We start from the raw sequence: 15,090 nt of genomic DNA on the forward strand, positions 1-15,090 counted from the left end.
GTACCACTATCCTCGGGGGTCGCGGGGGCGGCCAGTCCAGGGGGTAAGAATGACCGTCTCGTCTGAAGTCAAACGCCGCTTCGCCGCTGCCACCGCCTTGCGCGGGGTGCTGATGCTCATTGCGGGCCTCTACGCCATCCTCGCGCCGCTCGATGCGCTGGCGGTGCTGGTGCTGTTCGGCGGCATCCTGCTGCTCATCGACGGGGCCCTGGGCTTGTGGAGCCTGACCTTTGGGGGCGGGCGCAGCGGCAATTACTGGTTCGACGTCATCGCCAACGCGGCATCCCTCATCCTGGGTATCGTCATCCTGATCAGCCCGCTCCTGGCGACCATCTTCACGGTCAGCCTCATGGGCAGCCTGGTTGGGCTGGTGGCCCTTGTGGTGGGCGTCATGCAGGTGGTGGTCGTGGTGCGCGAGCGGGACAGCTACGCGCGCATCTGGCCCGTGGTGCTCTCCGGCCTGTCCTATGTCCTGCTGGGCCTGCTGTTCCTGTTCTTCCCGCTGCTCAGCGCCTCGGTCGGGATCATCTTCGGCGGCGTCATGCTGATCTTCTTCGCGGTGGGGCTGTTCGGCTGGGCCTGGCGGCTCTACCAGGCCAGCAAGGCCGGATGACGGCCTTCCCTTTTGCGGCAGCTTTGCTAGGGTCGTGCCTGCGATGTGACTGGCGAGATCGGTGGGTGACCACGAGGGAGCATCGCTTTTTGGGCCGCTCGCCTGGGCATGTGTCACCACCGGAGGAAGACCATGGCCACGCCGCAGCGCCCGATCAGCATCGGATTCGTGCTTTACCCGAACCTTACGCAGCTGGACCTGACCGGTCCCTGGGAAGTCCTGACGCGGCTGCCCGGTGCGCAGTGTCATCTGATGTCGCATCGGCTGGAGCCGGTGAGAAGTGCCAGCGGACTCAGCATCTTGCCGACACTGATCTTTGCCGAAGCGCAGCAACTGGATGTCCTGGTGGTGCCGGGTGGGCCTGGGCATATCGAGGCGATGCAGGACGCTGCCCTGATCGCCTGTCTCCGGCGGCAGGCAAAGGGGTGTCGCATTGTCTCGGCGGTCTGCACCGGGACGATGATTCTCGCGGCGGCAGGCCTGCTCAGCGGGTACCGCGCCACGACGCACTGGGCCTCGATGCCGCGCCTGGCGGCTTATGGCGTTGCGGCCGACGACCGGCGCGTGGTCATCGACCGGAACCGGATCACGGGCGGTGGGGTGACGGCGGGCATCGATTTCGGATTGCACATGCTGGTGGCGCTGGGCGGCGCGGATGTGGCCAAGCGCGTGCAACTGCAGATGGAGTACCAGCCGGACCCGCCCTTTGCCGGGCATCCCTCCACCGCTGACGAAAAGATCGTGGCGGCCGCGCGCGCCGGCATGTCCGGCTATCTCGAGAAAATGGCAGAGCTGGACGCTCGGCTGGCCGCGGTTCAGCGGTAGACCACATCCACGCCGGCGACGCTGGGGTCGCGGCGGACGACGTTGTCCCCTTCGGGCAGGGTAATCTCGATCTCGCCGTCGCGCGTCCAGGCCGGGGCGAGGTCGACATCCCCGTTCACTTGCGCGAAGGCCACCGCGTCGGCTGGGATGGGGTCACCCTTGGGCAGCAGGGCAGCCTGGCTGTTGGGCTCCGTCCTTTCGCCGCAGCTGCGCGAATAGGTGACGAGATCGAATCGCCCGTCAGGCGCCGAAGCCCGGGCGTGCTCGGTGATCGTGCAAGCCGGCACCAGGTCCGCGACGATCCAGAGCGTCATGCCGATCGCCACGGCGGGGCCCAGGGTGAGCGCAAGCAGGACCGGCAGTGGCATTTTCCGCGTACTGGGCATGGCTGTGGATAAGCTCCTTGCTGATGACTTCGGCCGGGCGAGCGCCTAGATAACAGGCATGCGCTTTTCCGATCAGTTCCTGGACGAGATCCGCCAGCGCCTGCCCATAACGCAGGTGGTGGGCGAACATGTTCTCTGGGACAAGCGAAAATCGCAACCCGGCAAGGGCGACATGTGGGCCTGCTGCCCCTTTCACGCCGAAAAAAGCCCCAGTTTCCATGCCGACGACCGCAGAGGCATCTATCACTGCTTCGGCTGCGGGGCTACCGGCGATCATTTCCGGTTTCTCACCGAAAAGGCGGGGATGGGCTTTCCCGAGGCGGTGGAGCGCCTGGCGGGCATGGCCGGCGTGCCGATGCCGGCGCGGGACGAGCGCACGGAAAAGCGCGAGGCGGCGCAGCGGACGCTGGTCGACGTCATGGAACTGGCGACCAAGTATTTCGAGGCGGCACTGGCGCACAATATCGGCGCCCGGGCCCGGGGGTATCTCTTCGAGCGCGGTGTCTCCGCCGCCAGCCAGGCGCGCTTCCGCATCGGTTTTGCCCCCGACAGCCGCAATGGTCTCAAGGAGCACCTGGCGGCCAATGGCGTCTCCGCACAGGCCATGATCGACACCGGCCTCGTGACGAGCCGCGAGGGCGATCCGCTGACCTATGACCGGTTCCGCAATCGCGTGATGTTCCCCATCACCGATTTTCGCGGGCGGGTCATCGCCTTTGGTGGCCGGGCGCTGAGCGCCGATGTGCCAGCAAAATATCTCAACTCGCCCGAAACGCAGCTCTTTTCCAAGCGGCAGACGCTCTATAACGGGCATACGGCCCGGCAGGCGGCGCGCGATGGGGCGACGGTGATTGTGGTCGAGGGCTATCTCGACGTGATCGCCGCCGTATCGGCGGGGTTCGAGGGCACGGTGGCGCCGCTCGGAACCGCGCTGACCGAGGAGCATGTGCACCTGCTCTGGCGCATGAGTGATGTGCCGATCCTGTGTTTCGACGGCGACAAGGCCGGCCTCAAGGCCGCCGAACGGGCCGCCGATCTCATCATGCCGCACCTCAAGCCGGGCAAGACGGTCAAGATCGCGACACTGCCGGAGGGGCAGGACCCGGACGATCTCATCAAGGCGCAGGGGCGGGCGGCCTTTGCCGAAGTGATCGAGAAGGCGCGGAGCCTCTCGGACATGGTCTGGAGCTTCGAGACCGGCGGGCTCGTGCCCGAAGCGCCCGAGGAGCGCGCGGCCCTGCAGGCGCGCCTGCGCGAGCGGGCGAACGCCATCCAGGATTCTACGGTCCGGTTCCACTATGCGCAGGCGTTTGACGAGAAGCTCAAGGCGTTCTTCGCGCCGATCCGGCAGAGCGGCCGCGATGGCTGGCGCGGAAAGCCGACCTATGGGCAAAGCGGGGCCTATGGCTACCCCGCGCGGGGCACGCCGCGCCTTGTCGTCTCGGACACGCTGCGCAACTCGCGCCTGCTAAGGGCCGGGGCGACCGCAGATGCCTCGCCGCGGGAGGCCACCATCATCCTGACGCTGGTCAACCATCCCGCGCTGGTGGAGGACAAGTTCGAGAGCCTTGCGGCGCTCGACTGCGAGACGCCGGTGGCGCACAAGGTGCTGGGCGATATCCTGGCCCTGGCGGTGCGCCACCATGACATTTCGTCGGACGATCTGCGGGCCGCGCTGGGCGCGCGCGGGCATGGCGAGGCGCTGCGCCGCATGGGCGAGGTGCTGGTGCGGCAGGGGGTGTGGCAGGTGGGCGCGGACACGGCCCTGGCCGACGCCGAGACCGGTTTGAATCATGCGCTGGCCTTGCATAACAAGAAAGTTCAGCTAAATAGGGAACTCAAGGCAGCCGAAGCGGCGCTGGGCGAAGACCCGAGCGAAGAAACCTTTGAAAGGCTGCGGGACATCAAGAACCAGATTACCACTGTCGATGGCACTGAGGCATTGATCGAAGGCTTTGGTTCGTTATCCGGGCGCGCAACTCGCAGTTTTTAGGGGTGTCCCTCAAAACCTGCGATGATGCGCGATTTTGCGTTGTGGCGAATCAGTCCGGCGCGCGATAGCGAACCCTTGGTTTTCCGGCGCGTTAACGCCCCGGTTACCAGACCTTTACCTTGTCTTGAGTTGTCACCACCTAAGACACAGCCGGGACTGTTGCCCACAGGTCCCGAGGAGTAGCAGATGGCCACCAAGGCAGCGAACAAAGCCAGCAAGGACACCGAGAAGCCCGAATCCGGCGCTCCGGAGACCTCCAACGACAGTCCTCTGATCGACCAGAACGATGCCGCGGTCAAGAAGCTGATCAAGGTCGCCAAAAAGCGCGGCTATGTGACCTATGAAGAGCTCAACGCCGTCCTGCCCTCCGACGAGGTAAGCTCGGAGCAGATCGAAGACTTCATGTCGATGTTCTCCGAAATGGGCATCAACGTCGTCGACGAAGACGAGGTCGAAGAGACCGAGGTCGAAAAGGACGAGGAGGACACCGGCTCGGAAGTCGCGACCTCCAGCGGCAGCACCGCCGTCGCCAACACCTCCAACGCCAAATCCGGCTCGGATCGCACCGACGACCCCGTGCGCATGTATCTGCGCGAGATGGGTTCGGTGGAACTGCTCAGCCGCGAGGGCGAGATCGCCATCGCCAAGCGCATCGAGGCCGGTCGCGAGACCATGATCGAGGGCCTCTGCGAATCGCCCCTGACCTTCCAGGCCATCATCATCTGGCGCGACCAGCTGGCGCAGGGCGAGATCCTCTTGCGCGACATCATCGACCTGGAAGCCACCTATGCCGGCCCGGACGCCAAGCAGGCAGCTCCCGCGGTCGAGGCACCGCCCAAGCCAGAAGCTGTCGAGGCCCCCAAGGACAAGACCAAGCCGGCGCCCAGGCGCGCATCGGGCGACAGTGACGACGACTACGTTCCTGAGGAGCCCGAGGCGCCGCAGGACCCGCAGGATGACGACGACGACGAGTTCGACAACGCCCTGTCGCTGTCGGCGATGGAAGCCGAACTCAAGCCGCAGGTGGTTGAGACGTTCGACCGCATCGCAGACGCCTATGGGCAGATGCGCGAGATGCAGGATCGGCACGCCGAGGATCGCACCGCGACGATTTCGACTGCCGATACGGAAAAGCTCGCTGCGCTGCGCAGCGAGGTGATCACGGACGTCAAGTCGCTCTCGCTCAACAACGGCCGTATCGAAAGCCTGGTCGAACAGCTCTACGACATCAACAAGCGCCTCGTGCGTCTCGAGGGCCGGTTGCTGCGCCTGGCGGAGAGCTATGGCGTCAAGCGCGAGCAGTTCCTGCAGAACTATTACGGCCGCGAGCTCGATCCGAGCTGGGAATGGGACCTCGAGAATTTCGATGGCAAGGGCTGGGGCGAGTTCGCCCGCCGCGAGACCGACACCATCGCCGACATCCGCACCGAGATCGCGACGCTGGCGACCGAGGCGGGTCTCGACATCGGTGAATACCGGCGCATCGTGCACAAGGTGCAGAAGGGCGAACGCGAGGCCGCCATCGCCAAGAAGGAGATGGTCGAAGCGAACCTGCGCCTCGTGATTTCCATCGCAAAGAAGTACACGAACCGCGGCCTGCAATTCCTTGATCTCATTCAGGAAGGCAATATCGGCCTGATGAAGGCCGTGGACAAATTCGAGTACCGTCGCGGTTACAAGTTCTCGACCTATGCAACTTGGTGGATTCGGCAGGCGATCACCCGCTCGATCGCCGACCAGGCGCGCACGATCCGTATTCCGGTGCACATGATCGAGACGATCAACAAGATCGTCCGCACCAGCCGGCAGATGCTGCACGAAATCGGCCGTGAGCCGACGCCCGAAGAGCTCAGCGAAAAGCTGCAGATGCCGCTCGACAAGGTGCGCAAGGTTCTCAAGATCGCCAAGGAGCCGATCAGCCTCGAGACGCCGATCGGCGACGAGGAGGATTCCAACCTCGGCGACTTCATCCAGGACGTGAACGCGATCCAGCCGATCGACGCGGCGATCCAGTCCAACCTGCGTGAAACCACCACGCGGGTGCTGGCCTCGCTGACCCCGCGCGAAGAGCGCGTGCTGCGCATGCGCTTCGGCATCGGCATGAATACCGACCATACCCTTGAGGAAGTGGGCCAGCAGTTTTCGGTGACGCGCGAACGCATCCGCCAGATCGAAGCCAAGGCGCTGCGCAAGCTCAAGCACCCCAGCCGGTCGCGCAAGCTGCGGAGCTTCCTGGACAATTAGGGAGGCAGCCGCGTGGCCGCTTCCCGCCTCAAGGTGACCTCGGTCCGCACCACCGTGCCGTTCAAGCTGGTGGTGACGTTTTCTGATGGCACGCACGGCGCGTTCAGCGCGTCGGACATGCTGTCGGAGCGGGGAGAGGGGGTGGAGCCCTTGCGGGACCGCGCCTATTTCTCCAAGGTCTCCCTGGCCAACGGCGTGCCGACCTGGCCCAACTATTTTGATATTTCGCCCCTGTGGTTACAGGAAGAAATGGATAAGCGCGGCGAACTGGTCCGGCCCCGGCCGGCCCGCCGGCCCTGAGCGTGAGGACGCCCCATGTCGTTTCTGAAAAAGTTGTTCGGTGGCGGATCTGACGCCAAGGCGCCAGCCGGAGACAAGGTGCTCGGCGAGGAAAGCTACAAGGACTTCCTGATCAAGGCGATCGAGATGCGGGCGGGCAGCGAATACCAGCTGGCCGGCATCATCGAGAAGGATATCGCGGGAGAGCGCAAGACCTACCGCTACATTCGCGCTGACCGGATGAGCTCGGTCGACGATGTCGTGGCGCTGGCCTTCAGCAAGGGCCGGCAGATCATCGACGAGCAGGGCAACAGCCTGTTCAGCTGAGCCACGCGCTATTTTTCTGACCACCGCGGGCCGGCCGGCTCGCGGTTTGTCGTTTAAGGAGACAAGACATGGCCAAAAAACCAACGGCCCGCACGGAATTCGTGATGTTCGACGTGATTTATGAGGACGGCTCGCAGCGATCCAACCGCAAGGTGGACGCGAGCCTGCTCGGTGGCCTGGACGGCGACGAGCCGGCGCGTACCGCCATCATGGAGCAGGATCGCGCCATCTCCGAGAAGTCCGGCATGCCGCCCCTGGCGATCAAGTCGATCAAGCGTTCGGGGAAGTAGGGCCATGGAGCTCGAGACGCTGCATCTGGGCAAGGACGTCGCGGTCCCCGCCCGTCCGGAGGACGCGGTGCTCGATCCCGTCCCCAACCCGCATACGGACGTCAAGTATGTCGCCCGCTATGCCGCGCCCGAGTTCACTTCGCTCTGTCCCGTGACGGGCCAACCCGATTTCGCGCATCTCGTCATCGACTACGTGCCCGATCAGTTCCTGGTCGAGAGCAAGTCGCTCAAGCTGTTCCTGACCTCGTTTCGCAATCATGGTGCCTTCCACGAGGGATGCACCATTGACGTGGCGCGCCGCATCGTCGAGGCCATCAAGCCGCACTGGTTGCGCATCGGGGGCTATTGGTATCCGCGCGGCGGCATCCCGATCGACGTGTTCTGGCAGACCGGGCCAGTGCCGGACGGCGTGTGGCTACCCGACCAGGGCGTGCCGCCCTATCGCGGGCGCGGCTAGGGGCGGGCGGTCTGCGCCGTCTCAGCCGAGCGCCTTGTCGATCGCCGGCTTGACCACCGTGCCGTAGAGCTCGATGGCGCGCATGACCTTGTTGTGCGGCAGTGTGCCGACACTCAATTGCAGGCCGAAGCGGTCGTGCCCGAACCACTCGTGCTGCAGCAGGATCTTGTCGATGATCTCCTGCGGCGACCCCATGTAGTAGGCGCCCTCAGGGGTAGTGCTGGCGTCGAACTGGGCGCGGGTGCCGGGTGGCCAGCCGCGCTCGGCGCCGATCTTGCTCATGGCCGCGTTGTGGGCCGGGAAGGCAATGTCTCGCGCATCCTGGCTGTCATCGGCGATGAAGCCGTGCCCGGAGACCCCTAATTTCAGACGAGCCGCGTCATGGCCCACCTTGGCGCCTGTCTGACGGTAGAGGTCGACCAGCGGCCCGAACTGGCGCGGGCGCCCGCCGATGATCGCCAGCATGAGCGGCAGACCGTAATAGGCGGCGCGCGCTACGGAATTGGGCGTGCCGCCAACGGCGATCCACAGCGGCAGCGGCTCCTGCAGGGGCTTGGGGAAGATTTCTATGCCCGGGATGGGTTGGGTATGCTTGCTGCCGGGCCAAGCGACCTTACCGCCCTCCCGGATCTTGAGCAGCATCTCGAGCTTTTCTTCGAACAGGTCGTCGTAGTCATTGAGGTCGTAGCCGAAGAGGGGAAAGCTCTCGATGAAGGAGCCGCGGCCGGCCATGATCTCGGCGCGTCCGTTGCTGAGGAGATCGAGCGTGGCGAACTGCTGCCAGACGCGCACGGGATCTTCGGAGCTGAGAACCGTGACGGCGGTGGAGAGGCGAATGGACTTGGTGCGCGCGGCCGCAGCGGCGAGGATGGTCGTCGGCGCGGAGGCCACGTAATCGGGCCGATGATGTTCACCGAGACCGTAGAACGCCAGGCCGAGCTGGTCGGCCAGCTCGATCTCCTCGATGAGGTCACGAAGGCGTTCGGCGGGCGATTGCAGGTGGCCGCCGGCCAAGAGGTCCGGCGTGTTCTCGGCGAACGAATACAGTCCCAGTTCCATGGCGCTCTCCTTGAACCGCAGACATGGCCGGAGCCGCCTGCCGGTTCAAGAACGCACACCGCTGATACTGCGGATCAAACGTTGCTTTGGTTGGGGGTATAGGCCCAGGGCTGCGCAGGGGCGGCGGCGGGCTGCGGTGCGCGCTCTCCGGCCACGCGATGGATCTCCGCAACCAGGCCGGGCTCGAGGCGCAACTTGCTGGCCAGAGCGTCCAGATAGGCCTGCTCCGCGGCCGTGTCGGCGCTGATGGCCACCAGCGAGGCTGCGTAGATTTCGGCGGCCTGTTCGGGGGTGTGGGCGCGCGCCACCACCGCATTGATGTCCAGCGGGCTCGAAAGCTCATCGAAGACCCAGGCCTTTTCCTCGGCCGAGAGCGGCATGGTCTTGAGCTTTTCGAAGATGGCCTCTTTTTCCTCAGCATCGATGCGACCATCGGCCTTGGCCGCCGTGATCATCGCGCGGACCAGCGACTTGCCCAGCTCTTCATGGGCGGGAGTGTCCGGCTGAGGAATGAAGGCGTCTTCGCGCGGAGCCGGTCCTGTGGCGGACTGGTTCTGCTGGTAGCTCTGCCAAGCCTTGTAGGCGAGGCCGCCCACGGCGGCCATGGCACCCAGTTGTGCCGCGTTGCCCAGCAGCTTGCCCGGCTTGCCACCGGAAAGCAACATTCCGGCGGCCAGGCCTGCGGCTCCACTGAGGGCATTGCTCTGCGTGCCCTTGTCGGTCTGCAGGGATTTCAGAATCTGGTCGATGTTGAACATGCCGGGCTCCTCCTGATGGTTTCTTGCAGGTGGGGCCGGAGACCATTCTATTCAAGCGCAACGGACAGGATGCCGCGGCAGGTGCGGCGAAAAAAAAGACCCCGGGGGGCGCCGGGGTCTCAAAGGCCTTGGAGGGAGGAGTCAAGGCCGTCAGTGCGGTCGCTGTTAGCCGTTGGTGGCCGGAGCAGCGGCCGGAGCCGTAGTCGTGGTGTCCGAACCGGCATCGGCAGGAGCCGCGTCAGTCGCTGCGGGAGCCGCGTCGGTAGCGGGAGCCGCATCAGTAGCCGGAGCCTCGGTCATCGGAGCCGCGTCGGCGCCAGCGGCCGGAGCCTCAGTCATCGGAGCGGTCTCGGTGCCAGCGGCCGGAGCCTCGGTCATCGGGGCCGGAGCCGTCACGGGCTCAGTGGTTGTCGATTCAACGGCGGGAGCGCCGTTGACGTCAACCGTAGTGGACGGGCCGGAATTGGCCGAGAACACAAGGTAGCCGATTGCCAACAGGGCGAGCGCGACGATGATACCGACGAACCAGCCGGTGCCGTTGCTCTCGCGGGTGTAGACGGTGCGGTCACCGTCGCGGGTGTAAACAGTATCGCGTTCAGGGGTAGCCATCGTGTTTGCTCCATTGTTTCAACGCTGGCTAAAGAACGCGCCCTCTCGATTGAATGTTCCGCAGATTGTGAACAGCGTGCGATCACATCTTTTGCACGGTAATTAGTAAGCGACATCAGAGGTTTAAGTCGGGCGCTTGGTCGCGTTCACCGGCTTTTGAATGTGGCTTTTTCGTGGAATCTTCACTGGGGGGCGCCGGATGCAAAAAAGGCCGGGCATGGCCCGGCCTTTTTTGCTGCGACCAACGCCGTTAGCGGTTGGCGACGGTCACCAGCGGGGTGATGCGGCGGATGGTGACGCGGCGGTTCTCGCGCTCCGCATCTTCGGTGCGGATCTTGAGGTACCGCTCGCCATAGCCCTGGGTCGCCAGGTTTTCCGGCGGCACATTGTAGAAGTCCGTCAGGATGCGGGCGACCGTGGCAGCCCGGAGATCGGACAGCTTCAGGTTGGAGATGTCCGAGCCTACGGCGTCGGTGTGGCCTTCGATGAGGAAGGTTTCGGCCGGGTTCTGCTTGAGCAGGTTCAGCATCGCGTTCGCCACGGTGGATAGGTTGGCTACCTGATCCCGGCTGATATTGGCCGAACCGGTATCGAAGGTGAGGTTACCCACCTCGAGGCGGCGGACGGTGTCGCGAACGCGGGCGGACCGCTTCACTTCGTCGATCGAGTAGAGACGATTGACGTTTTCCACCGGCGGCTGGGCAAAGAAGCGCGCGACCTCATTCACGTCTGCATATTCGGCGTCGAGCACGTACTCGCGAACCGGAATGTTGAGACGCAGCGGAGGCAGGTTGGCGGCCGGGTCGACCCAATCAGCCACATTGTCGTAGTAGCGGTCATCCACCCAGTTGAGGACGATTTCACGACCGTCCGGCGTGATGCGCGAGCGACGCAGGATGTCGCCCTGGGAATTGCGCACCGTCACCACCTGGCTACCGTCGGGGCGAGTGATGGTTTCGCGGACACGGCCATTGCCGAGGCGCTCGTAATAGATCTCGTCTTCCTGCGGATCATAGAAGCGCGACGTGTCCTGGCCGACAGAGTTGATCACCAGTTGCGTGCCGACCTGCAGGATGAACTGCGTGATGGGCTCGGCGCGGCCAACAAGACGATCACCCTGCTGCTCGCTGCCAGCAGCGCTCTGCTCGGTCACAGCACCCTGGACGGTCTCGCTGCCCTGGTTGGTCTGCTGGCCGATGGCAACGTTCGAGTTGTCGCCGGTCGAGACATTGTTGGTGATGTTGGTCTGGTTGTTGGTGATGTTGGTCTGGTTGATGATGGTGACGTTCTGCGGCACCGTGGGCTCCACGGCAGCAGCATCAACTTGCTCACCGTCTTCGGCGACGGCCGAGAAAGCTGCTGTCTCTACCGGTACTTCAAGGCTGGACTGCGCAGCGGCGTCGTCCTGCGGTGGAGGGGCTGCCGGTTCGGCCGGAGCCGCCTGCACGTCGGCATTGGCGTCGGTGGTGGCTTCCACGTTGGCGTCAGCGGCTGGTGCAGCACCGCCTTCGACGTCCTTGGCGCTATCGAGCACCGGAGCGATCTGCTCTGCGCTCACGCCTTCCGGCAGATCTTCGACGAGCTCGGCAGGCTGGCCATCCGGAGTGGTGGTTTCAACCGGCGCAGGCTGGTTGTCGCCGGGCTGAGCGCCTTCAGCCGGGGCGGCTTCGCCGGGCTGAGCGCCTTCAGTTGGGGCGGCTTCGCCGGCCGGGGCCGTTTCGTCAGACGGCTGCGCCGGTTCTGCGGCCGGTGCAGCGCCGTCGAGCGCCGGCACAGGCGGCAAGGACAGGCCATACTGGGCCAAGCAGGCGTCGATATCGGGGATGCCGGCCTGAGCGCAGAGATCGGCGATCTCGGCGCGTGCGGCGGCCAGCCGCGCCTGGGCATCGGCCGTATCGCCACCCGACATCATGTCGGCAAGGGCAGCGTTATAGGCATCGACCTGCGCCGCAAGTTCGGCGCTGATGTCGATCTGGGCGCCAGCAGCAGGCTGCTCGTCCGGAGCTGCCTCGGTCGGCGGAGCGGCCTCGGGGGCTGCTTCGGGTTCGGCCGGAGCGGGTTCGGGTTCGACCTGCGTGGTCATTTCGGCAGGCTGATCCTGCGGAGCCGGAGCGGGTTCTTCGGCTGCCGGTGCGACAGGCTCTTCGGCAACGGGAGCAGGTTCTTCGGCTGCCGGTGCGACGGGCTCTTCGGGCACGGGAGCAGGTTCTTCTGCGACGGGAGCCGCCTCTTCGGGAACAGGGGCCGGTTCTTCGGCAGCAGGCGCGGGCTCTTCGACCGGAGCCGGCTCTTCGGCAACGGGTGCAGGTTCTTCTGCAACCGGAGCAGGTTCTTCAACGGCCGGTGCCGGTTCTTCGGCGGCAGGGGCTGGCTCTTCGGCGACCGGCGCAGGTTCCTCGGCTGGAGCCTGGGCAGCGGGCTCTTCTACGGGCGCGGGCTCTTCAGGAGCGGCTTCGGGTGCCGGCGCTTCTTCAGGGGCCGCCGCAGGTGCGCCGCCGCTGAGGGCCGCGATGCATTCGTCGAGGTTGGCATAGCCCGCGACAATGCAGAGCTGCGTCAGGGAGCCTTGGGCGGCTTCGAGAGCGGCCGCATCGCCAGACGCCTGGGCGTCGACGTAGGCCTGGTAGGCAGACTGCAGTTCAGCATCCTGGGCGTGGGCCGACAGAGGGGCGAAAGCCAGGATGGTGATGCTGGTCCCAGTCAGGAGCCAGTTCTTGAGGCGCATGGGTTTTGTCCTTTTGTGTTGTTCACACGTCCTGCCGAGCATCGTAGGCGGATCCTGAATACAAACTGAACGTGCAGCTTAAGCAGGGAGGGCGCGCGGCAGGCCCCGTAACCGGCAGAACGCCGCCCTCCCGCCCCGGTTCCCGAGGTTGTGAAGAGAATAGAAGAGTTTGGCAATCTGGCACGATTGCGGCGGGGTGGACGATCTGGCGCCATCATGGCTCCTCGCAGGCGTCGTGCCATGCTAGGCCGGATGGATGCAGCAGCTCTTGGACACGATCGACATCGGGACTGGCGGGCAGGGCCTTTACGAAGTGACCGATGCGGTGACGGGATTCGTCTCCCGCTCAGGGGTCAGTCGGGGGCTTTTGACCGCCTATGTCCGCCATACGTCATGTTCGCTGCTGATCCAGGAAAACGCCGATCCGGACGTCCAAACGGACCTCATGGGCTTCTTCCGCCGGCTGGTGCCGGAGGGGATGGACTGGCTGGTGCACACGACCGAAGGGCCGGACGACATGCCGGCCCATGTCAAGGCGTCGCTGACCCAGACGTCCATAGGCATACCCGTCGTGGACGGGCAGCCTGTCTTCGGAACGTGGCAGGGACTTTATCTTTTCGAGCACAGGCGGCGCCCGCATCGGCGGCAGATCGTGCTCCACATCATCGGGGAATAGCATGGATTGGAGCGCCGTGGCCGGGTATTGGCCATTCGTCCTGGGATTGATGGCCACCGGCGTGGTGTCCGGGATCGCAGCCGGGTTGTTGGGAATCGGCGGCGGCGCCATCATCGTGCCGGCGCTCTCCAATGCGCTGCTGCTCCTGGGCTATGACGCCGACGTGGTGCAGCACGTGGCGGTGGGCTCCTCGCTCGCCATCATCATCCCCACCGGCGTGATGAGCGCCCGCTCGCATTTCAAGCGCAACTCCATGGACTGGGAGGTGCTCAAGCTCTGGGCGCCGTCCATCGTGGCCGGCACCTTCATCGGTGGATTGATGGCGGGATGGTTTTCCGGCGACGTGCTGCGCATCGTCTTTGCCGTCATGGCCTTCGTCATTGCGGCCAATATCGTCTTCGCCTTCCAGACGCGCCTGATGGGGCACCTCAAGGGCTCCAAGGCGACCCATCGCGCATCAGGGTTTGTCGTGGGCTATATCTCGTCCCTCATGGGGATCGGCGGCGGCTCACTGACGGTGCCGACCCTGGTGGCGTTCGGGGAGACCATGCACAAGGCGGTGGGGACATCAGCCGGCATCGGCGTCGCCATAGCCATCTCCGGCAGCCTAGGCCTGATCATCTCGGGTTGGGGTGTCGAGGGCCTGCCGCCACTGAGCCTGGGTTACGTCAACCTAGTGGCGCTGGTGCTCGTCGGCGCCCTGGCGGCCGTATTCGCCCCGGCCGGAGCCGCGCTGGCGCACAGGATGGACCAGAAGACGCTCAAATACGTCTTCGCCGTCTTCCTCGTTCTCGTCGGGCTCAACATGCTGTGGAAAGTGCTCGCCGGCTGAGCGGGACGCAAGGAGGGTTGGTGGGGACGGGTGACTACGGTTGATATCCGCCCCCACCGCCCAAGCCCCCTCGATGAGGGGAATCGGGTAGGCCGTGGCATCAGCCACTGTGTCAGTGACCGATAACGCAACGCCCGAGTGACGATCTGGTTTGGCCAAAAAGTGGCACCCGCCAGGTTTATCCCCACTCAATCGGCCTTGTTGGTCAAATCCCACTCGACGTTGACCGTCACCGAAAAGCTCATTTCGCCTGCGGCCACAGGCACTTCGGCGGCGGCCTCGGCGCGTGCGTACATGGGGTAGGGCGGGGCACCGGACGAATTCTGGCTTTCGGAAATAGACTCGAGATCACCCAGGGTCACGCCGGCGGCTTCGGCATAGAGCTCGGCCTTTTCGCGCGCGTCCTTGACCGCCTCGCGGCGGGCATCGTTCAGCAGTTCGGAAGGATCAGCCACCGAGAAGCTGATGCCGTTGATCGTGTTGGCGCCGACGGTGACCGATTTGTCGAGAATGGCGCCAAGGTCATCGAGGTTGCGCACCCGCACGGTGACGGTATTGGACACCTGGTAGCCATTGATGCGGGGCGGCAGCGAATAGCCGTTCTCGTCACGATTGTCGGAATAGACGTAGTTGGGGTTGACCGAGAAGTTCGAGGTCTGGATGTCGCGCTTCTCGATGCCGGCCTCCTTGAGCGCCGCCAGCAGCTCATCCATGGCCTTGGAGTTGGCGTCGAGCGCGTCGCGCGCCGTATCCGCCTGGGTGGTGACGCCCGAGTTGATGATGGCCGTGTCCGGAGTGGCGGTGACCTCGCCTTCGCCCTGGACGGTGATGCTGGCGGCCAGGGCCGGCACGGAGAGGCCCGCAAGCAGCAGGGCGGGAACGAGAGCGGTCAGTCGACGCATGAAAAGACTCCTCTGATGCGGGTCGAGCTTGACCCGTCCAATGCGTCAGTATTGCGGCGCAGATGAACCGCGATTGAACGAGATGAACTACCCCGGATGCCGCAACATAAGTATG

The 15,090-nt window shown here is 64.8% G+C and carries 16 protein-coding genes and 1 riboswitch; of the genes, 10 read left to right on the top strand and 6 right to left on the bottom strand.

Features of this window, described 5'->3' with window-relative positions:
* Positions 1–49 precede the first annotated feature (49 nt).
* Positions 50–613, top strand: coding sequence for a DUF308 domain-containing protein (locus tag IC608_RS00970; protein ID WP_191772169.1), 564 nt, complete (start codon positions 50–52; stop codon positions 611–613).
* A 35-nt stretch (positions 614–648) separates the two neighbouring features.
* Positions 649–728, top strand: a riboswitch (ZMP/ZTP riboswitch).
* Positions 729–745: 17 nt separating this feature from the next.
* Complete coding sequence (locus IC608_RS00975) at positions 746–1,438, top strand: DJ-1/PfpI family protein (protein ID WP_191772170.1); 693 nt, start codon at positions 746–748, stop codon at positions 1,436–1,438.
* On the opposite strand, the gene IC608_RS00980 is transcribed toward IC608_RS00975, so the two are convergent.
* Positions 1,429–1,824, bottom strand: coding sequence for a hypothetical protein (locus IC608_RS00980; protein WP_191772171.1), 396 nt, complete (start codon positions 1,822–1,824; stop codon positions 1,429–1,431). The two genes, IC608_RS00975 and IC608_RS00980, sit on opposite strands and share 10 nt — an antisense overlap.
* 58 nt (positions 1,825–1,882) lie before the next feature.
* On the opposite strand from IC608_RS00980, the gene dnaG reads away from it, so the two are divergent.
* The 6 genes from dnaG to queF all read left to right on the top strand — a co-directional run bounded on the left by dnaG (position 1,883) and on the right by queF (position 7,414).
* Entirely contained in the window at positions 1,883–3,817 is a 1,935-nt protein-coding gene (gene dnaG, locus IC608_RS00985; RefSeq protein WP_191772172.1) for a DNA primase, read from the top strand.
* Between the two features lie 186 nt (positions 3,818–4,003).
* Positions 4,004–6,061, top strand: coding sequence for an RNA polymerase sigma factor RpoD (rpoD, locus tag IC608_RS00990; protein WP_191772173.1), 2,058 nt, complete (start codon positions 4,004–4,006; stop codon positions 6,059–6,061).
* Between the two features lie 12 nt (positions 6,062–6,073).
* Positions 6,074–6,361 carry a DUF2442 domain-containing protein gene (locus IC608_RS00995; RefSeq protein WP_191772174.1) on the top strand — a complete coding sequence of 96 codons (288 nt, stop codon included), beginning with the start codon at positions 6,074–6,076 and terminating at the stop codon, positions 6,359–6,361.
* Positions 6,362–6,376: 15 nt separating this feature from the next.
* Positions 6,377–6,667 carry an HlyU family transcriptional regulator gene (locus tag IC608_RS01000; protein WP_191772175.1) on the top strand — a complete coding sequence of 97 codons (291 nt, stop codon included), beginning with the start codon at positions 6,377–6,379 and terminating at the stop codon, positions 6,665–6,667.
* Positions 6,668–6,735: 68 nt separating this feature from the next.
* A complete protein-coding gene (locus IC608_RS01005; RefSeq protein WP_191772176.1) occupies positions 6,736–6,957 on the top strand; it encodes a hypothetical protein in 222 nt (73 codons plus the stop codon).
* 4 nt (positions 6,958–6,961) lie between these two features.
* Entirely contained in the window at positions 6,962–7,414 is a 453-nt protein-coding gene (queF, locus tag IC608_RS01010; protein ID WP_191772177.1) for a preQ(1) synthase, read from the top strand.
* 21 nt (positions 7,415–7,435) lie between these two features.
* Here the strand turns inward: queF and IC608_RS01015 are convergent, their stop codons facing one another.
* The 4 genes from IC608_RS01015 to IC608_RS01030 all read right to left on the bottom strand — a co-directional run bounded on the left by IC608_RS01015 (position 7,436) and on the right by IC608_RS01030 (position 12,565).
* Positions 7,436–8,473 (bottom strand): LLM class flavin-dependent oxidoreductase, encoded by a 1,038-nt coding sequence (locus tag IC608_RS01015; protein WP_191772178.1) that lies wholly within the window; start codon positions 8,471–8,473, stop codon positions 7,436–7,438.
* A gap of 74 nt (positions 8,474–8,547) precedes the next feature.
* Positions 8,548–9,231 (bottom strand): tellurite resistance TerB family protein, encoded by a 684-nt coding sequence (locus IC608_RS01020; RefSeq protein ID WP_191772179.1) that lies wholly within the window; start codon positions 9,229–9,231, stop codon positions 8,548–8,550.
* Between the two features lie 165 nt (positions 9,232–9,396).
* Complete coding sequence (locus tag IC608_RS01025; RefSeq protein WP_191773844.1) at positions 9,397–9,840, bottom strand: hypothetical protein; 444 nt, start codon at positions 9,838–9,840, stop codon at positions 9,397–9,399.
* Between the two features lie 250 nt (positions 9,841–10,090).
* Complete coding sequence (locus IC608_RS01030; RefSeq protein ID WP_248306137.1) at positions 10,091–12,565, bottom strand: OmpA family protein; 2,475 nt, start codon at positions 12,563–12,565, stop codon at positions 10,091–10,093.
* A gap of 256 nt (positions 12,566–12,821) precedes the next feature.
* Between IC608_RS01030 and IC608_RS01035 the strand changes: the two genes are divergently transcribed.
* Together IC608_RS01035 and IC608_RS01040 are read left to right on the top strand one after the other, a co-directional pair.
* The gene (locus IC608_RS01035) at positions 12,822–13,241 is read left to right on the top strand and encodes a secondary thiamine-phosphate synthase enzyme YjbQ (protein WP_191772180.1); all 420 of its coding nucleotides are present in this window, start codon (positions 12,822–12,824) and stop codon (positions 13,239–13,241) included.
* 1 nt (position 13,242) lies between these two features.
* Positions 13,243–14,073, top strand: a complete 831-nt coding sequence (locus tag IC608_RS01040; RefSeq protein ID WP_191772181.1) for a sulfite exporter TauE/SafE family protein — start codon at positions 13,243–13,245, stop codon at positions 14,071–14,073.
* 188 nt (positions 14,074–14,261) lie between these two features.
* On the opposite strand, the gene IC608_RS01045 is transcribed toward IC608_RS01040, so the two are convergent.
* Entirely contained in the window at positions 14,262–14,975 is a 714-nt protein-coding gene (locus tag IC608_RS01045) for an SIMPL domain-containing protein (RefSeq protein ID WP_191772182.1), read from the bottom strand.
* Between the last annotated feature and the right edge of the window lie 115 nt (positions 14,976–15,090).

Origin of the sequence: Devosia oryzisoli (assembly GCF_014837245.1) — a bacterium.
Classification (GTDB): Bacteria; Pseudomonadota; Alphaproteobacteria; order Rhizobiales; family Devosiaceae; genus Devosia; species Devosia oryzisoli.